The following is an 18,036-nucleotide window of genomic DNA, read 5'->3' on the forward strand; positions in this document are numbered from 1 at the left end:
TCAGCCCGCCACGATCTCCGCCACGCCGAACTTGCCCATCTGGTAATCGGCATAGGCCTGGCGGATCTCCTCGATGGACGACATCACGAACGGCCCATGCGCGATAACCGGTTCCGGGATCGGGGCAGCGTGACCGAACAGGATGCGTGCGGGTGCGTCCGCGGTAACCGTCAGCGTGTCGCCGGCGGACAGACCGGCAAGGTGCCACTGCGGCAGCGCGCGGTCGCCCACCCTGACGGCACCTTCGACAGCATAGAGAAACAGGTCGCGGTTCGCGAGGCGGTCGAAGGCGAGCGATGCTCCGCCTGCGAGCTCCGCCCAGCACAGGAACACACCGGTCAGCGATTCGATAGGCCCGGTGCGGCCGGCGAAATCGCCCGAAACGAGGTGTACCGTCGCACCCTCGCCCGCCGCCACGCCGGGAAAGGCGTCCGACTGCAGGCCAACATAGCGCGGCGCCGTCATCTTCAGCTTGTTCGGCAGGTTCACCCAGAGCTGGAGGATTTCCAGCGGGCCACCCGTGCGCTTGAACTCTGCAGGAGAAATCTCGGCATGGATCAGGCCGCTTCCCGCCGTCATCCACTGGACGCCGCCGGCGCGGATGATGCTCTCATGCCCCGCCGAATCGGTATGCGCCAGTGAACCTTCGAGAATGAAGGTGACAGTCTCGAAGCCGCGATGCGGGTGGGGCCCGAAAGGGAGCCCGCGATTGTTTGGGCCGTAGGTTTGCGGGCCGTGATGGTTGAGGAACAGGAAGGCGCCGATCTGCTCCAACCCAGGACCCGGCACCGGGCGGCGGGTGACGAGGTCGCCGATATCGTCGCGATAGGCGGGGTGGGTGGAACGCAGGATTACGTCGGTCATCGATCGTGCCTCAATAGGAAGACGGCGTGTTCCGCCAGGAGATTGGCCATGCCGGACCCGGTCTGCTGGTCGCCGGAAAGGAACCAGGCGCCCTCGATGGCGATGCCGCGTTCCTTCACCAGCGCGCGGAAATCGTCGACGGTGACGTGGTGGATGTTGGGCGTCGCATACCAGGCGATCGGCAGCAGCCGCGTGACCGGCATCCGGCCCCCGAACAGCAGCGAGGCGCGCACCCGCCAATGGGCGAAATTGGGGAAGGAGACGAAGGCGTGGCGGCCGATCCGCAGCAGCTGCTCCAGCACCCAGTCCGGCCGCCGCGTGGTCTGCAGCGTCTGGCTGAGGATCGCATAGTCGAAGCTGTCGTCGGGATAGTCGGCAAGGTCGGTATCGGCGTCGCCCTGGATCACCGAGAGGCCACGCCCCACCGCCGCGGCGACGTTGGCCGGCTCCAGCTCCAGCCCGCGCGCGTCGCAGCCGCGGTCGTCGCGCAGCGCCGCCATCAGCGCGCCGTCGCCGCAGCCGACGTCGAGGATGCGCGCTCCGCGATCCACATGGCTCGCGATGATCGCCAGGTCGGGCCGGAGCGTCATGGCCGTTCTCCCGCAGCAAGGAAGCCGCCGATCACGCGGTCGAGCTCCGGGCTCTCCAGCAGGAAGGCATCATGGCCGAAGGGCGAGCTCAATTCGACGAAACTGGCAGGCGCGCCTGCGGCATTCAGCGCATGGGCGATGCTGCGCGATTCCGCTGTCGGATAGAGCCAGTCGGTATCGAAGCTCACCACGCAAAATCGCGCTTGGGACGCGCGGAAGGCGTTGGCGAGCAGCCCGCCATGCTCCTCGGCGAGGTCGAAATAATCCAAGGCTCGCGTAATGTAGAGATAGGAGTTGGCGTCGAACCGGTCGACGAACGCGAGCCCCTGGTGGCGCAGATAGCTCTCCACCTGGAAATCGGCGTCGAAGCCGAAGGTCTTGGCCTCGCGGCCCTGGAGCTTGCGGCCGAACTTGGCGGTCAGGCCCGCTTCCGACAGATAGGTGATGTGCGCCGCCATCCGCGCGACGGCGAGGCCGGCGGCGGGCGGATCCTGCGCCTCGTAATAGGCGCCGCCGCGCCACTTGGGGTCGGCCATGATCGCCTGGCGCCCGACTTCGTGGAACGCGATGTTCTGTGCCGAGTGGCGCGCGGCGGACGCGATCACCACCGCGGCTCGCACCCGCTCGGGGAAGGTCGCCGCCCAGCTCAGTGCCTGCATGCCCCCCATCGACCCGCCAACCACCGCGAACAGCCGGTCGACCCCCAGATGATCGAGCAGCATCGCCTGCGCGCGCACCATGTCGCGGATAGTGATGACGGGGAAGTGCATGCCCCAGGGCTGGCCGGTCGCCGGGTTGATCGTCGCGGGGCCCGAGGAGCCGAGACAACTGCCCAGTACGTTCGAGCAGATCACGAACCAGCGATTGGTATCGATCGGCTTGCCGGGCCCCACCATCCGCGCCCACCAGCCTGGCTTGCCGGTAACGGGATGTTCGGAGGCCAGATGCTGGTCGCCGGTCAGCGCGTGGCAGACGAGGATGGCGTTGCTCGCGTTTTCGTTCAGCGCGCCATAGGTTTCGTAGGCGATGTCGACCGGCGAGAACAGCACGCCGCCGTCGAGGCGCAGCGGCCCCGGCAGCGTTACCGAGCGGCGAAGGCCGAAACGCGGATCATCGGACATGCCGGCGGGTTAGGCGCAGGAAGGCGCGCGTTCAAGCATCCCCGCCGTACGGCTTGCCAATCGGGCGCCATTCCTCCAATCCCCCGGCCCATGAACGCACCCGTCCCCAAGCCCTGGGTGATGGCCATCGCCCCCTATATCCCGGGCCGCGCCACCACCGATTCGGGCAAGCCCGCCGCCAAGCTCTCGTCGAACGAGAATCCCTTCGGCACGCCGCAGGCCGCGCGCGACGCCTATGCCGCCGCCGCGACCGAGCTGGAGCGCTATCCCGATGCCGGCGCGGTTGCGCTGCGCGAGACGCTCGGCGCGCATTACGGAGTCGAGCCCGAGCGGATTGTCTACGGTACCGGCTCGGACGAGGTGCTGCACCTCGCCGCCGGCGCCTTCGCCGGCGCGGGCGACGAGATCATCTATGTGCGCTATGGCTTCGCGGTGTATGACATCGCCGCCCGCCGCGTCGGCGCGACGCCGGTGGTTGCGCCCGACCGCGACTATGCGACCGATGTCGACGCGATTCTCGCCTGCGTGACCGAGAAGACCAAGATCGTCTTCCTGGCAAACCCCAACAACCCGACCGGCACCTACACGGCGCGCGAGGAAATCGCCCGCCTCCATGCCGCGCTGCCCAAGAGCGTGCTGCTGGTGCTCGACCAGGCCTATACCGAATATCTCGAGCCCGAGGACGATGATGGCGGCCTCGAACTCGCCCGCACCCAGTCCAACGTGTTGGTGACCCGCACCTTCTCCAAGATCTTCGGCCTGGCCTCCGAGCGGGTGGGCTGGGGCTATGCGCACCCCGACATCATCGCCGCGATGCACCGTATCCGCGCGCCGTTTGCGTTCAGCATCGGCGCGGGCCGCGCGGCGATCGCGGCGCTGGGCGACAAGGCGTTCGTGGAGCACAGCCGCGCGCACAATGCGCGGTGGCGCCGGTGGTTCGCCGACGAGATCGCCAGCATGGGCAACAAGGGCGTTCGCGCGGTGCCGTCCAAGGCGAACTTCCAGCTCGTCCTGTTCGAGGGCGCGGTGACCGGCGAGCAGGCCTATAAGCACCTGATGGAGGACGGCTATATCGTCCGCTGGCTGCCCGGTCAGGGCCTGCCGCACGGGCTGCGCATCACCATCGGCACCGAGGAAGAAATCAAGGGCGTGGCCGCGTCGCTGCGTCGCTTGCTCGGCGCCTGATGCTGCCCTTCGCACGCGTTACCATCATGGGTCTGGGGCTGATCGGGTCTTCGATCGCCCGCGGCATCCGCCAGCACATGCCCAGCGTGCGGGTGACCGGCTACGACGCCGATCCCGCCGTGCGGCAGACAGCGGTGGCGATCGACCTGTGCGATGATGTGGCGGACAGCGCCGGCACCGCGGTGATCGACGCCGACCTGGTGATCCTGTGCGTGCCGGTGGGCGCCATGGGCATCGTGGCAGCGGAGTTTGCCACCGACCTGCCGGCCGAGGCGATCGTCAGCGACGTAGGTTCGTCGAAGGAAAGCGTGATCGAGGCGGTGCGCACGGCGCTGCCGAAAGCCACCTTCATTCCGGCGCACCCGGTAGCGGGCACCGAGAATAGCGGCCCGACCGCCGGCTTCGCCTCGCTGTTCCATCACCGCTGGTGTATCATCACCCCGCCCGAGGGCAGCGATCCGCTCGCGGTGGAGCGGGTGCGAGAGTTCTGGCGGCGGCTTGGCGCGATGGTCGAGACGATGGAGCCGGGGCACCATGACCGGGTGCTCGCGGTGACCAGCCATTTGCCGCACCTGATCGCCTATACGATCGTCGGCACCGCCTCGGATCTGGAGGAAGTCACCCAGTCCGAGGTGATCAAATATTCGGCCGGCGGCTTCCGCGACTTTACCCGCATCGCTGCGTCCGACCCGACGATGTGGCGCGACGTATTCCTGAGCAACCGCGAGGCGGTGCTCGACATGCTCCAGCGCTTCACCGAGGACCTGACCGCGCTCCAACGCGCGATCCGCTGGGGCAAGGGCGACGAGCTGTTCGAGCTGTTCAGCCGCACCCGTGCGATCCGCCGCTCGATCATCGACCAGGGCCAGGACGATGCGCGGCCGGACTTCGGCCGGTCGCACGAATAAGCGTCAGCTCCCCGTCATCGGGTGCTGCTGCTCGCGCGATACCATCTGCTGGCTCTGGCGCTGGCAGGAGGCCTGCACGACGGGATAATCGACATCTGTGGCGCGACGAAGTGCGCCCTCCATGGCTTCCTGGCAGGCGACCTGCGACGTATAGCGGGCGGATTCCAGGCGGACCTGGCGGCAGGCCTGCGCGTCGTCGCTGCAACCCATGATCGCCAGCACGTATAGCAGTTGGTCCATGATCGTGACCTCCTGCCCGATTCAACGGACAGACCTCCGGGCTGTTCCCGTGGTTGCGTCATGCGCGCCCGCGTCCCAGATTAGGGCGGATGCCTCCCGAAACCTCGTCCGCCACGCTCGACCGGCCCATGCTCGGCACGATGAAGCGCTTCCTGCCCTATCTGTGGCCGCGCCATGCGCCGGGGCTGCGGATTCGGATCGTGCTCGCGCTGCTGCTCGTGCTCTGCTCGAAGCTGGTGCAGGTCTATGGCGCGCCGTTCGCGCTGCAGGGCGCGATCGACCGGATGGCCTCGGGCCCGCGCGACGCGGTATGGCTGATCGTCGCGCTCGTCACCGGCTATGCCGCCGCGCGGCTGGGCACGGTGCTGTTCGACAACCTCCGCAACGCCGTGTTCGAGCGGGTGGGGCAGGACGCGACCCGCCGGCTCGCCTCGGACGTGTTCCGCCATCTCCACCAGCTGTCCTTGCGCTTCCACCTCAACCGCCGCACCGGCGCGGTGACCAAGGTGGTCGAGCGCGGCACCAAGAGCATCGACACGATGCTCTATTTCCTGCTGTTCAACATCGCCCCTACGATCCTCGAGCTCGGCATGGTGCTCGGCATCTTCGGCACCCGCTTCGGCTGGTGGCTGGTCGCGGGCACGCTGGCGATGGTGGTGGTCTATATCGCCTTCACCCGCTGGGTGACCGACTGGCGCTCCAAGCTGCGCGAGCAGATGAATGACCTCGATACCGGGGCCGTGGCGCACGCAGTCGATTCGCTGCTCAACTTCGAAACGGTGAAGTATTTCAACGCCGAAGCCCGCGAGAGCGCGCGCTACGACAAGGCGATGACGGCATACATGAACGCCGCCGTCACCAGCGAGAACTCGCTCGCCTGGCTCAATATCGGCCAGGCGGTGATCACCAACCTGATGCTCGCCGCGGGCATGGCGCTGGTGGTGTTCGGCTGGGCGAGCGGGCGATTCACGCCGGGCGACGTGGTGCTGGTGTCGACGCTGCTGAGCCAGCTGTTCCGTCCGCTCGACATGCTCGGCTGGGTGTATCGCACGATCCGCCAGGGCGTGATCGACATGGGCGCGATGTTCGACCTGCTCGATACCGGCGCCGAGGTGAAGGATTCGGCGCACGCGCAGCCGCTTGCCATCCAGCAGGGGCATGTACGGTTCGAGGGCGTGCAGTTCGGCTATGACGCCGATCGCCAGATCCTGAAGGGCATCGATCTCGACATCCCGGCAGGCGCCACCGTCGCCGTGGTCGGCCCCTCGGGGGCGGGCAAGTCGACGCTCGCTCGGCTGATGTACCGCTTCTACGACGTGACCGGCGGCCGCATCACCATCGACGGGCAGGACATCCGCGAGGTGACCCAGACGAGCCTCCGCGCCGCGATCGGGATCGTGCCCCAGGACACGGTGCTGTTCAACGAGACGATCGGCTACAACATCGCCTATGGCCGCGAGGGCGCGAGCGAGGCGGAGATCGCCGATGCGGTGCGCGGCGCGTCGATCGCCAACTTCATCCAGGCGCTGCCCGACGGGCTCGACACGCGGGTGGGCGAGCGCGGGCTCAAGCTCTCCGGCGGCGAAAAGCAGCGCGTGGCGATCGCCCGCACGCTGGTCAAGAATCCGCCCATCCTGATCCTCGACGAGGCGACCAGCGCGCTCGACAGCCGTACCGAGGCGGACATCCAGGCGACGCTCGAATCGATCGAGCAGGGCCGAACCACGATCGTGATCGCCCATCGACTGTCGACCGTGGTGCATGCCGACCGGATCGTCGTGCTGGAGGCAGGCCGGGTGGTAGAGCAGGGCACGCACACCGAGTTGCTGCGCCAGGACGGTATCTACGCCGAAATGTGGGCGCGCCAGGCGCAGGAACGCGAGGAAGGCGACGCGCCCGTCGCGGAATGACGTTGCAGCCGCCGGTCCTTAAGCATCCCTGCGGAACCTCCTGCCACCTCGCTTCGCTGTCTGCTACGATTGCACGATCGCAAGGGGGGGGACATGGGGAAAAATCGATCGACGCTGATACCGTTCGGATTGGCCGGCATCGGTGTATTGGGGCTGGCCGGATGGTCCGCCTGGGCGGGCCGCAAGGCCGAAGAGAGGGTGCCCGCAGACGGCCGGTTCGTGGACGTCGACGGCGCGCGGCTCCACATCGTCGAACTGGGTCCGAAGGATGCAACTGGGCCGGCGATCGTGATGATCCACGGTCTGATGGCGCAGCTACGCAACTTCTCCCATTCGCTCGCCGGACGACTCGCGAAGGACCACCGCGTGATCCTCGTCGATCGCCCGGGATGGGGACATTCGCACCTCACCGGGCCGCGCCCCGATCTTGCGCGGCAGGGACAGATGATCGGGCAGCTGATCGAAACGCTAGGGCTGCGGAAGCCGCTGGTCGTCGGCCATTCGATGGGCGGTGCAGTGTCGCTGGCGCTGGCTACGGAACGTCCCGAGCTGCCCGGCGCCCTCGCGCTGATCGCGCCGCTGACCCAGGCGGTGGAGCGACCGCCGGCGGTGTTCCGCGGCCTGATGGCGCCACCGGGCGTCCGCGAGGCACTCGCCTGGACGATCGCGGTGCCGATGGCGGTAGCGTTCGGCAAACGCGGCGCAGAAGCCGTGTTCGCGCCCGATCCGGTGCCCGCGGACTTCGCCACGGCCGGGGGCGGGGCGCTGTCGGCGCGCGCGTCCGCCTATCGGATGGGCAGTTTCGAGATTCGCATGGCGGAGCGCGCGATGCCGCCGCTGGTCGCACGCTACGGCGAAATCCGGATACCGGTCTCGATCCTGTACGGTCGGCAGGATGCGCTGCTCGATCCGACGCTGCACGGCGAACGCACGGTCGCGGAGATCGCCGGGGGCAAGCTGACGCTGGTCGACGGCGGCCACATGCTGCCGCTGACGCATCCCGACGAAACCGAAGCCTGGCTCCGCGAGACGCTGGCGGACATGGCCTGAACGCCGTTACTTCACTTCGGCGATCAGCTTGGCGGCTTCAGGGCTGGCCCAGTCGAACTCGCCGGAGACGCGCCAAACTTCCTTGCCGGTGGAATCGTACAGGATCGTCGTCGGCAAGTTGACGCCCAGCTGCACGCTGAACGCCGTGTCCGTATCCAGATACGGCTTCAGGTGCTGGTAGCCGTTCTTCTGGAAGAAGGGGCCGACGACCTCCATCCCCTTGAGGTCCTGGCTGAGCGGCAGCACAACAAGCGTGTCGCCCGTTTTGCCCGCCAGCGTATCGAGCGTCGGCATTTCCTTGATGCACGGCACGCACCAGGTCGCCCACAGGTTGAGCAGCACCGGCTTGCCCTTGAAGGCCGCCAGCGTGGCCTTCTTGCCCGCCGCATCGGTGAACGGAATCGTTGGCGCCGCCTCGCCCTTGTGGCTGCGGTCGACCGTGCCGCCCGGCGCGGGCACGCTTGCATTGGCAGGCGCCGCTACGTTCGCTTGCTGAGAAGGCTGCGATTGCTTATCGCACGCGCCCAGTGCGAGGGCGCCCAGAAGGAGAAGACCGATCACCGAGCGCAAGGACAGCTCCAATTCCATGTGGGGAGGGCGCTTCGCCGAAGGCCCGTCCGCGGTGATGCGCGAGATAAACGCCTCTATTCCCTTCGACAAGCGAATGTGGCGACAGGATCTGCGCGGCTCCAAGGCGCATGTCGAGATGCTGGGCCAGCAGGGGATCGTCGGGGCCGAAGACGCAGCGACGATCGGCGCGGGGCTCGACCAGGTCGCCGAAGAGTTCGCCGCGAACGGCGTGCCCGAGGATCTGGCGCTCGAAGACATCCACATGCTCTCCGAAAGCCGGCTGGCGTCGAAGATCGGGCCCGTGGCGGGCCGCCTCCACACCGCGCGCTCGCGCAACGACCAGGTCGCGACCGACTTCCGCCTCTGGGTGCGCGACGCGGTCGACCAGGCCGATGCGGCGCTGGGTGCGCTGCAGGACGCGCTGCTGGCGCGGGCCGAGCAGCATGCCGACAGCGTGATGCCGGGCTTCACGCACCTTCAGGTCGCGCAGCCGGTGACGCTGGGCCACCATCTGATGGCCTATTTCGAGATGTTCGCGCGGGATCGCTCGCGGTTGCACGACGCCCGCGCGCGCATGAACCTGTGCCCGCTGGGCTCGGCGGCGCTGGCCGGTACCGGCTTCAACCTCGATCGCGAAGCCACCGCCGAGGCGCTGGGCTTCGACGGGCCGACCCGCAACTCGCTCGATTCGGTTTCGGACCGCGACTTCGCGCTCGATTATCTGACGGCGGCGGCGCAGTGCAGCCTCCACCTCAGTCGGCTGGCCGAGGAATTCGTGATCTGGGCCAGCCAACCCTTCGGTTTCGTCGCGCTGTCCGACCAATGGTCGACCGGCAGCTCGATCATGCCGCAGAAGCGCAACCCCGACGCCGCCGAGCTGGTCCGCGGACATGCGGGGCGGATCAGCGGCGCGCTGTTCAGCCTGATGATGACGATGAAGGGGCTGCCGCTCGCCTATTCGAAGGACATGCAGGACGACAAGCCGCCGGTGTTCGAAGCCCACGACCTGCTCGGCCTAAGCATCGCGGCGATGACCGGCATGGTCGAGAGCGCGACGTTCCGGCTGGAACGGATGCGCGCGGCTGCGGAGGCCGGTTTCTCGACCGCCACCGACCTCGCCGACTGGCTGGTGCGCGAAGGCGGCATCCCGTTCCGCGAGGCGCATCACATCACCGGCCGCGCGGTAGCGAAGGCGGAAGCCGAGGGCATCCGGCTCGATCAGCTGCCGATCGCAGCGCTTCAGGAAATCGATGCACGGATCGACGAACGCGTGTACGGCGTTCTCAGCGTCGACGCATCGGTGAACAGCCGGACCAGCTTCGGCGGCACGGCACCGTCGCGCGTTCGCGCGGCGATAGCGGCGGCTCGCAAGGGCCGTGAGGAGGAAGCATGAGGAAGCGACTGCTGCTCGTCGTACCGGCCCTGGGCCTGGCACTGAGCGGCTGCGGCGTGCGCGAGGCCCTGGCCCCGCCGCCGGGGGCATCGCTGCCGGTGGCGCCATACGGCGCCGCGGCGACGCCCACGCCTCCTGACCTTCTCAAAGCGCCCGCCCAGACTCGCCCCTCGCGCAGCGACGACCTGATCCAGGCGTCCGAGGCGCGGCGGAGCGACGAGTTCGACCTGCCACCCAACTGATTTTGGCGGCCCTGAGAGCATCTTGCTCTAACGCCGCACCCAGAGGCCCATGACCGATTTTTCGATGATCGACGGCGAACTGCACGTCGAATCGCTGCCCCTCGCGCGCATCGCCGCCGAGGTGGGTACGCCCGTCTATGTCTATTCCACCGAACGCTTCCAGGCCAATGCCCGCGCCTTTCGCGACGCGCTGAAGCCGCTGGGGCGCATCCACCTCGCCTTCGCGATCAAGGCCAATCCCAACCTCGCGGTGCTCAAGCTGCTGGCAAACGAGGGCTTCGGCGCCGACGTCGTCTCGGGTGGCGAGATGGCACGCGCGCTGGCGGCGGGCGTGGCGCCCAAGGACATCGTCTTCTCGGGGGTCGGCAAGACCCGGCGCGAGCTGGTCAAGGGGCTGGAGGCCGGGATCGGCCAGTTCAACCTCGAGCTGGTCGAGGAAGGCGAAGTGCTGGCGGCACTCGCGGCCGAGCGCGGGCTGACCGCGCGGGCAGCGCTGCGCGTCAATCCGGACGTCGATGCTGGCACGCACGAGAAGATCTCGACCGGCAAGGCGGAGAACAAGTTCGGCCTGCCGATCGGCGAAGCGCCGGCGATCTTCGATCGGCTCGGCAACCTCCCCGGCCTCGATCTGCACGGCATCGCGGTGCATATCGGCAGCCAGCTGCTCGGCCTCGCCCCGCTGGAAGCCGCGTTCGAGCGCGTCGGCCGGCTGCTCGCCGAGCTTCGCGCGAACGGCCACACCATCACCCATGTCGATCTCGGCGGCGGACTGGGCGTCGCCTATCGCCCCGGCGAGGTACCGCCGACGCCGGAAGCCTATGCCGAGATGGTCGCGCGGGTGACCAAGGACTGGGATGTCGAACTGATGTTCGAGCCGGGCCGCACCATCGCCGGCAGCGCAGGCCTGCTCGTCACCGAAGTGCTGTGGGTGAAGCCGGGGCAGGTCCATCCCTGGGTGGTGGTCGACGCGGCGATGAACGACCTCGCCCGCGTGGCCCTGTACGACGCCTATCACGGTTTCGCGGCGGTGCAGCCCAACGGCGAGCGCTTTGTGGCGAATGTCGCGGGGCCGGTGTGCGAAAGCACCGACGTGTTCGTTAAGGCGCGCGAGATCGACGCAGTCAAGGCCGGCGACCTCGCCGTGCTGGAGACCGCGGGCGCGTACGGCGCGACCATGGCCAGCACGTACAATAGCCGCCCGCTGGTGCCCGAAGTACTGGTCTCGGGTGACCGCTACGCCGTGGTCGCCGGCCGCATCTCCGCCGAGGAGATCATGGCCGCCGAGCAGGTGCCGGACTGGCTGAAGTGACGCTCGCCGCGCTGCCCCTGTTCGTGAAGCTGGCGGGGCGGCCGGTAATCCTGATCGGCGAGGGCGAGCCGGCGGACGCCAAGCGCCGTCTGCTCGATCGTGCCGGCGCGCAGGTGGTGAGCGAGGGCGAGATCGCCGCGCTCGCCATCGTCGCGCTGGATGAGCCTGAAGAGGTCGTCGGCCGGCTCAAGGCACGCGGCGTGCTGGTTAACTGCGTCGACCGGCCGGAGCTGTGCGACTTTACGCTGCCGGCGATCGTCGACCGCGATCCGGTGCTGATCGCGATCGGCACGGGCGGCGTTTCGGCGGGTCTGGCAGCGGCACTCCGCCAGCGGCTGGAGGCGTTGCTGCCGGCGAGCCTCGGCACGCTCGCGCGGGGGCTGGGTCGCAGCCGCGCGGCGATGAAGATGCGCTGGCCCGATGCCGGTGCGCGCCGCCGAGCCTTGGCGGATGCGCTGGGCGAGGGCGGCATGCTCGATCTGCTCGCGGGTGACGGCGACGTCGATCGCTGGCTGGCCGATGGCGCCGCGCCCAAAGCGCAACTTGTCACGCTGCGGCTTAGCTCGCCCGATCCCGAAGACCTCACGCTGCGCAACGCCCGGCTGCTTGCGCAGGCGGACCGGCTTTTCCATCTAGGCGACGTGCCCGATGCCATTCTCAACCGCGCGCGTGCCGATGCCGCGCGCATTCTCGCCCGTCCCCCTGCCGATCCCGGCGATGGCCTGTCGCTCTGGCTGGAGATGGCGGGTTGAGCGGCTTCGCCTATGTCGTGAAGGACGGCACAGTCGAACAGCCGACGATGCGCGCGGCGCTGGCGGCGACCGGCGGCCTCACCTGGATCCACCTCACCACCAATGACGAGCGCGCCCAGCTCTGGCTTGGCGGCGAGGCCAAGCTCTCCCCTTATGTCATCGATTCGCTGACCGCGACCGAGACGCGGCCGCGCTGCGATGCGGTCGGCGACGGCGCGGTGATCAACCTGCGCGGTCTCTCGACCGAGGCGACCACGGCATCCGATCCGCTCGCGTCGATCCGCATCTTTGCCATGGGCGGCTGCGTCTTTTCGGTCACCCGCAAGCATCTCAATGCTCTGCCGGCGGTGCGCGCGCAGGTGGAAGCGGGCAAGATCCTCGACCCAGGCGACCTGATCGCCGCCTTTGCGCAAGAGATCACCGAGCAGCTTGATCCCGTCGTCGCCGAGCTCGGCGATTCCCTTGATGATTGCGAGGAGCAGCTCTCCGCCCACCGCGCCTTCGAGCTGCGGCGGATGGTTAACAAGGTGCGGGTGCAGGCGATCGGCTATCGCCGGTTCCTCAACCCCCAGCGCGCGGCGATCGAGAAGCTGGCGGGCTTGCCGGGTGACTGGCTGCGGGACGACGATCGGCTGCATCTCTCGGCTGCCGCCGACCGCGCCGCACGCATGGCCGAAGAGGTCGAGAGCATCCGCGAGCGCGCAGCGCTGACGCACGAAACGCTCACCGACCTGCGCGGCGAGCTGCTCGACCAGCGCTCGCTGGTGATTGCCATCGTCGCGATGGTATTCCTGCCGCTGACGTTTCTCACCGGACTTCTGGGCATGAACGTCGACGGGATCCCCTTCGCACACGAACCCTGGGCTTTCTGGGGGGTGGTGGGCATGTGCGTGGTCATGTCGGCGGGGATCGCGGGATATTTCGTCCACCGCCACTGGTTCGAATAGACTCGCTGATTCCTGGCATCCCTGCGGACGCGGGAATCCATTCGCCGCGCTGTTGCAGCAGGCGCCATGACGGCGACCCCGATGAATTCCGGCTTTCGCCGGCACGACGGAGGGCGGATTACCGCTTCAGGAACTCGAAGATCTGCCCCACCATCACGTCGAGCGAACCCTGGCAGTACGTCTCGACATCGGGCGTCTCGACCGTGTTCACCGCAATCCCCATGGGCGTCGGCCAGCCGCGCAGCGCATGCGTGATGGTGCGCAGCGCCTGCAGCGTCGAGACCGAGGCCTGCCAGCCCGCGGCCGTGGCGATCAGGCCGACCGGCATGCCGTCGAAATAGACGCGATCGTCGCGGCTGAGCAGCTCGACATAGTCAAGCGCCGTCTTCACCAGGCCCGAGAGCGTGCCGTGATAGCCCGGCGAGCCGATGATCACCGCATCGGCGCTGCGCAGCGTCTCGACGAAGCGAATCACCTTGGTGTCGCTCTCGCCATGCTCGGGCTCGAAATGCGGGAAGACGATGTCGGGCCCGGTCAGCAGGGTGGTACGCGCGCCGCGCGCCTCGGCGCGGGCCAAGGCGGCGCCGAGCAGGCGGGCGGTGCTGGATTGCGGGCGAAGCGTGCCGCCGAGCGCGACGATATGGGGGGTGGTCATGCTACCTCGTTCAATCATTCGGGTTTGCCGCCGGGCTTCCATTCCGGCTTGGCGTCGCTGTTGGCCAGCGCGTGGAGCGGCTCGACCAGCGACTGGATCGCGCGGGTCATGAAGGCGATATCGATATTGGCGACGGTGTCGTCCTTGCTGTGATAGGTCGGCACTACCGCCCAGCCCGAGATGGTGTGGGCGACGACGCCCTTCTTCGCGAGCGAATAATTGTCCGAGCGCTGGAAGAAGTTCTGCTCCGGATACGGGTCGGCGGTGACCAGCGCGCCGTGGTTCTTGAGCGTCTCGCCCAGAGTCGAGCGCTCGAAGCCGGTCATCATCATCGTCCCGACGGGAAGCTTCGGATCCTGCGCGCCGATCATCTCGACCTCGACATTGGCGACGATCTGGTCGAGCGGCACCGGCGGGTGGGCGCCGAAATAGGTCGATCCATAGCCGCCGATCTCTTCCGACCCGTAAGCGACGAACAGGATGCCGCGCTTGGTCTTGCCCTTGGCAGCAAGCGTGCGGGCGAGTTCGAGCACCGCGGTGGTGCCCGAAGCGTCGTCATTGGCGCCGTGCATAATCGTGCCGTCGGCCTGGACGCCGAGATGGTCGAGATGCGCGCTCAGGAGCAGCACGCCCGCCTTGGGGTCGGTGCCCGGCAGCCAGCCGATCGCGTTGGTGGTGGCCGTGACCTTCTCTTCCACCGGTACGGTGAGCGATACCTTGGGGTCCTTCTGCGCTGCCAGCGCATCGAAGGCGGCGGCCGGCAGCACGACGATCGAGGGCGCGGGATCTCGGGTCTCGCCGCGCAGCCCGCCGGGCAGGCGCGGTTCGCCGTGCAAAGCCTTGAGCATCGCCTGGGTATCGGCGCTCTCGCGGACCAGTAGCAGGTGCGGCGTCTTGAACGCGCGTGCCAGCCGGTAGAGCTGCATGACGGGCATGTCGCCGGTGATCAGCATCACCGGGGCAGGTGCCATGCGCGACATCGCCTTGGCGGGGGTGAGGCGGGCGACGCCCTCGCTGCCCGTGCCGTCGCCGACCAGCAGCACCGCGCCCGGCACCGGTGCGCCATTGGCGGTGAGGGTGATCGGCGCCTTTAGCTTCAGGCGGACGATATCGGCCTTCTGGAGGTAGCCGTCCATCCCCGGCGCGGGCTGGAGGCCGAAGCCGCGGAACTGCGCCGCCACATAGGCGGCGGCGATCGCTTCGTCGGGCGTCGCGCTGCCGCGCCCGCGCAGTTCGTCGCCGGCGAGGAATATCTCGTGCGCGCGCACCCAATCTGCGCTGACCTGTGCACTCGCCGGTACCGACAGCCCGCTCGCGGCGGCCCATGCCGCCAGCAGCAACCCACGCTTCATTCGCCCATCCCCCTTGGTTTCGTGCCGGGTGATGGGCCAAGCCGGCGCTGCGCGCAACCGGCGCCGCACCGCGTGACCGTCAGAAGAACAGCTTGCGGAAGCTCAGCTGCACCGCCCGACCGGTCGGATCGAGCAGGTCCGGCTGATAGTTGAGCGGAACCACGCCGGTCTGGTCGGTTACCCGCTGGCGCGTGTTGAAGAGATTGGTGACGGACAGGCTCACCCGGGTGCCGCGCAACCAGTGATGCGCGCGCACCAGCTTGAACTGGCGACCAAGGTCCGCGAAAACGCGCAGGTTGAACGTACCGAGCTCGCCGAAATGGAGCTGATTGGTGTTGTTCAGCCCCGTGTAGACGGTCGTGCTGCTTTGCCATTTGAAGCCGAGCCGCGCACCGACGCCGTCCTTGGTGAACCCGGCCTGCGCGTCGATCTGGTGTGCGGGCTGGCCGCCGTTGTTGCCGGCCGCATCGCCGTGCAGCAGGTCGAGAATCGGAACGCCGTCGCGGATCTTGATCTGATCCTTGAGGTACCAGGTATGGTAGAGGCTGAACTGCAGCCGGCCGGCCAGCGCGCCACTGGGCCCGCCAAAGCCGCCGCGTCCCCGGAAGCCGCCGGCCCCCTGCCCTCCGCCGCCCGCCGCTGCGGCCGCAGGCGGTGCCGGCGGCGGGCCGAACAGGCTGCCGCCGAAGGGCGAGCGGGGCGGCTGGCCGTTCTGGCCCTGCTGCTGGCCGAACATCCGCGCCTGGCCTTCCGGCGGCAGCGGCTTGCCAGCGGCGATAGCGGCGGCCCGCTCGGCCTGACGCTGGGCGCGCATCGCAGCGATCTTCTTTTCCAGCGACGATTTGATCGGAACCGAGAGATTGAAGCCCCAGCGCAATTGCCTGGTGTTGTTCTCGGCGAAGTTCACCGCACGATTGTCGATGCTGACAAGATCTCCATCGGGATCGCGGACGAAGCGGGTCGGGAATGCGGCCTCGATCGCCGCGGTGGCGGCCGGGAAGGTCGCGATGTCGTTGCGGATGCGGCTTGTTACATAATCCGCGCGGATCGACAGATCGGTCTTTTCCAGCGGACGCAGCTCCAGGCCGAGCTTCATCACATGCCGCTCCTCGGCCTGCAGCGAGGGGTTGCCGCCCGTAATGGTCGTGATCGTCACCGTCTGGCCGGTGCGATAGTCGAACACGCGGGTATTGGGGCTGGTGATGAGCGGTCCGCCCAGCTGCGCGGTGGTCGGCGCATCCTCGGCATTGGTCCATGAGGCAAGCAGGCGCACCGGCTTGAACGGCGACCAGTTCACGCCGTATCCGGTCGTGGTCAGCGTTCCGAAGTCCGACAGCTGCTGCACCGCGACGTTGCCGTTGATCGTCAGGTCGCCCAGCGGCTGCAGCACGTCCCGGCGGCGGCTGGCGATCGGCAGGTCGATATTGAGCTGGCCGCTGCCGATGTTGCGGGTGAGCGGTTTGGTCGGTTGAAGGACGCCGCCGCGGAAGCTGGTGCTGTCGAAGTCGCTGATGCTGCCGCCGATCCGAAGCGACGTCGAGACATCGCCCGCCGGCAGCTTGAACAACGGCCCGCGCAGCAATGCGTCGACGGTGCCGACGTTCGAGGTCGAATCGCCGCGATCCGCCGGACGGACGGCGCCGCTCGGCTCGAAACCCCGATCGGTGATCGTCTTGCTGGTCGTGCGATCGTAATTGCCGGTGATCGACCAGCTCCAGCTGTTGCTCCAGGGCAGCCCGTCGCCGTTGAGGGTGGTACCAAGGTGCGCGGTAATGGTGCGGCTGCTCGCAGTAAGCGGGCTCGGATCCGCCGACAGCGCGAGCGGCGCGGCGACCTGCGCGAGGGCAAGACCGCGTAGCGCTTCGCTCTGCTGCACTTCGAGGGTGCCGTTGACCGTGGCGCCAACCTTCGCGCTGAGGTTACGCGCGTAGCTGCCGTTGATGTTGAGATCCTGGCTGGGCGCGACCAAGGTACGATAAGGGGCCTGGTTGACGCCGCTGCCGTCGCTGATCGTAGGCAGTAGGTTGCGCTCGCTTTCGAGCAGCGCGGAGTTCCCCTGATATTTCACGTCGAGATTGACGCGGCGATCACGGTTGATCTTCAGGATGTCGGCCTGCACTTGCTGCGTGCTGTTACCGCCTTCCGTGGGAGCGCCGCCTTCCAGGTCGGTGGTAAGCGCGCGGAATCGCTCACGCAGTACGAAGTTCACCACCCGTTGGTCGGCCGAATAGCCAAACTTCAGCGCCACTTCCTCGGGCAGGATATCAACGCGCTCGATCGCTTCGGTCGGGAGATCGCGGATCTCGGCGAAGCTTGAGATCCGGCGGCCGTTGAGCAACACCACCGGCCGGCCGCTGCCACGCCCGCTGCCGGTTTGCGGCGCGAGCTCGTTCAGCAGGTCCGCGACCGAAGACACGGCATAGGCACGGATGTCCGCCTGGTTGAGCTGGATTTCCGGCGGGATATCGCCCTGCACTGCGCCGCGCTGCTGACTGGAGGTTACGACGATCTCGTCCGTATAGGGATCGTCCTGCACCGGTGCGGTGGGGACCGAAGTGGGGCGGCCGCTCGGCGGCAGTGCCGGGGTCGTGGTCTGTGCCTGCGCCACCAGCGGCGATACGCCCGCCAACAAACCTGCCAGGGTGGTCCCCAGTCGCTTCATCGTTGCTCCGTCCCTTGTTCCGAATCAGAAGCGGGCCCGCAGGCCCGCTCGTCCTTGTTCGGCGGGTACGACGCACATGTCGCAAAACTGTGCCCGATTATCGGATAAATTACGGCGCATGCTACGCGAATGCGAAAATGGGGGCCGGAGCCCCCATTGTCTTAATTCATGGTGCGGTCGAGAAGACTCGAACTTCCACGGCCTTTCGGCCACAACGACCTCAACGTTGCGCGTCTACCAGTTCCGCCACGACCGCACGTGAATTTCCGCCGGAATTTTCAAACCA

The 18,036-nt window shown here is 67.8% G+C and carries 17 protein-coding genes and 1 tRNA gene; 9 read left to right on the plus strand and 9 right to left on the minus strand.

Annotation, left to right across the window (positions count from 1 at the left end; genetic code table 11):
- Genes A7X12_RS21695 through metX form a run of 3 tightly spaced genes read right to left on the minus strand, consistent with a single transcriptional unit; the run spans position 1 to position 2,575 of the window.
- A complete protein-coding gene (locus A7X12_RS21695) occupies positions 1-864 on the minus strand; it encodes a pirin family protein (RefSeq protein WP_064313542.1) in 864 nt (287 codons plus the stop codon).
- Positions 861-1,454 carry a methionine biosynthesis protein MetW gene (gene metW, locus A7X12_RS21700; RefSeq protein ID WP_064313543.1) on the minus strand — a complete coding sequence of 198 codons (594 nt, stop codon included), beginning with the start codon at positions 1,452-1,454 and terminating at the stop codon, positions 861-863. The genes A7X12_RS21695 and metW overlap by 4 nt, the downstream gene beginning before the upstream one ends.
- On the minus strand, positions 1,451-2,575 hold the full coding sequence (gene metX, locus A7X12_RS21705) for a homoserine O-acetyltransferase MetX (RefSeq protein WP_064313544.1): 1,125 nt from the start codon (positions 2,573-2,575) through the stop codon (positions 1,451-1,453). Before metX ends, metW begins: the two co-directional genes overlap by 4 nt.
- 90 nt (positions 2,576-2,665) lie before the next feature.
- Here metX and hisC point away from each other — a divergent pair, with 90 nt between their 5' ends.
- Positions 2,666-3,760, plus strand: a complete 1,095-nt coding sequence (gene hisC / locus A7X12_RS21710; RefSeq protein ID WP_064313545.1) for a histidinol-phosphate transaminase — start codon at positions 2,666-2,668, stop codon at positions 3,758-3,760.
- Positions 3,760-4,668: a prephenate/arogenate dehydrogenase family protein gene (locus A7X12_RS21715; protein WP_064313546.1), complete on the plus strand. Its 909-nt coding sequence runs from the start codon at positions 3,760-3,762 to the stop codon at positions 4,666-4,668. The genes hisC and A7X12_RS21715 overlap by 1 nt, the downstream gene beginning before the upstream one ends.
- 3 nt (positions 4,669-4,671) lie before the next feature.
- Here A7X12_RS21715 and A7X12_RS21720 read toward each other — a convergent pair whose 3' ends face one another.
- Positions 4,672-4,908, minus strand: a complete 237-nt coding sequence (locus A7X12_RS21720; protein ID WP_064313547.1) for a hypothetical protein — start codon at positions 4,906-4,908, stop codon at positions 4,672-4,674.
- An 89-nt stretch (positions 4,909-4,997) separates the two neighbouring features.
- Between A7X12_RS21720 and A7X12_RS21725 the strand changes: the two genes are divergently transcribed.
- Both A7X12_RS21725 and A7X12_RS21730 read left to right on the plus strand, forming a co-directional pair.
- Complete coding sequence (locus tag A7X12_RS21725) at positions 4,998-6,818, plus strand: ABCB family ABC transporter ATP-binding protein/permease (RefSeq protein ID WP_198162140.1); 1,821 nt, start codon at positions 4,998-5,000, stop codon at positions 6,816-6,818.
- A gap of 93 nt (positions 6,819-6,911) precedes the next feature.
- The gene (locus A7X12_RS21730) at positions 6,912-7,868 is read left to right on the plus strand and encodes an alpha/beta fold hydrolase (protein WP_064313548.1); all 957 of its coding nucleotides are present in this window, start codon (positions 6,912-6,914) and stop codon (positions 7,866-7,868) included.
- 6 nt (positions 7,869-7,874) lie between these two features.
- Here A7X12_RS21730 and A7X12_RS21735 read toward each other — a convergent pair whose 3' ends face one another.
- Positions 7,875-8,327: a TlpA family protein disulfide reductase gene (locus A7X12_RS21735; RefSeq protein WP_232318641.1), complete on the minus strand. Its 453-nt coding sequence runs from the start codon at positions 8,325-8,327 to the stop codon at positions 7,875-7,877.
- Positions 8,328-8,454: 127 nt separating this feature from the next.
- Here A7X12_RS21735 and argH point away from each other — a divergent pair, with 127 nt between their 5' ends.
- From argH to A7X12_RS21760, 5 genes are read left to right on the plus strand one after another with little or no spacing between them, the layout of a single operon-like run.
- Positions 8,455-9,831, plus strand: a complete 1,377-nt coding sequence (gene argH, locus A7X12_RS21740) for an argininosuccinate lyase (RefSeq protein WP_084445914.1) — start codon at positions 8,455-8,457, stop codon at positions 9,829-9,831.
- Entirely contained in the window at positions 9,828-10,073 is a 246-nt protein-coding gene (locus A7X12_RS21745; protein WP_064313550.1) for a hypothetical protein, read from the plus strand. The genes argH and A7X12_RS21745 overlap by 4 nt, the downstream gene beginning before the upstream one ends.
- Before the next feature lie 49 nt (positions 10,074-10,122).
- Entirely contained in the window at positions 10,123-11,382 is a 1,260-nt protein-coding gene (lysA, locus tag A7X12_RS21750; RefSeq protein WP_064313551.1) for a diaminopimelate decarboxylase, read from the plus strand.
- Positions 11,379-12,134 (plus strand): precorrin-2 dehydrogenase/sirohydrochlorin ferrochelatase family protein, encoded by a 756-nt coding sequence (locus A7X12_RS21755; RefSeq protein ID WP_064313552.1) that lies wholly within the window; start codon positions 11,379-11,381, stop codon positions 12,132-12,134. The genes lysA and A7X12_RS21755 overlap by 4 nt, the downstream gene beginning before the upstream one ends.
- Positions 12,131-13,081 (plus strand): zinc transporter ZntB, encoded by a 951-nt coding sequence (locus A7X12_RS21760; protein ID WP_064313553.1) that lies wholly within the window; start codon positions 12,131-12,133, stop codon positions 13,079-13,081. Before A7X12_RS21755 ends, A7X12_RS21760 begins: the two co-directional genes overlap by 4 nt.
- A gap of 118 nt (positions 13,082-13,199) precedes the next feature.
- On the opposite strand, the gene A7X12_RS21765 is transcribed toward A7X12_RS21760, so the two are convergent.
- The 4 genes from A7X12_RS21765 to A7X12_RS21780 all read right to left on the minus strand — a co-directional run bounded on the left by A7X12_RS21765 (position 13,200) and on the right by A7X12_RS21780 (position 18,006).
- A complete protein-coding gene (locus A7X12_RS21765; RefSeq protein WP_064313554.1) occupies positions 13,200-13,736 on the minus strand; it encodes an NADPH-dependent FMN reductase in 537 nt (178 codons plus the stop codon).
- A 14-nt stretch (positions 13,737-13,750) separates the two neighbouring features.
- Complete coding sequence (locus A7X12_RS21770) at positions 13,751-15,088, minus strand: M28 family metallopeptidase (RefSeq protein ID WP_064313555.1); 1,338 nt, start codon at positions 15,086-15,088, stop codon at positions 13,751-13,753.
- Between the two features lie 79 nt (positions 15,089-15,167).
- Positions 15,168-17,750 (minus strand): hypothetical protein, encoded by a 2,583-nt coding sequence (locus tag A7X12_RS21775; RefSeq protein ID WP_064313556.1) that lies wholly within the window; start codon positions 17,748-17,750, stop codon positions 15,168-15,170.
- Between the two features lie 169 nt (positions 17,751-17,919).
- A tRNA-Leu gene (locus A7X12_RS21780) sits at positions 17,920-18,006 on the minus strand.
- Positions 18,007-18,036 lie beyond the last annotated feature (30 nt).

Source organism: Sphingomonas sp. TDK1 (genome assembly GCF_001650735.1).
Lineage (GTDB): Bacteria > Pseudomonadota > Alphaproteobacteria > Sphingomonadales > Sphingomonadaceae > Sphingomonas.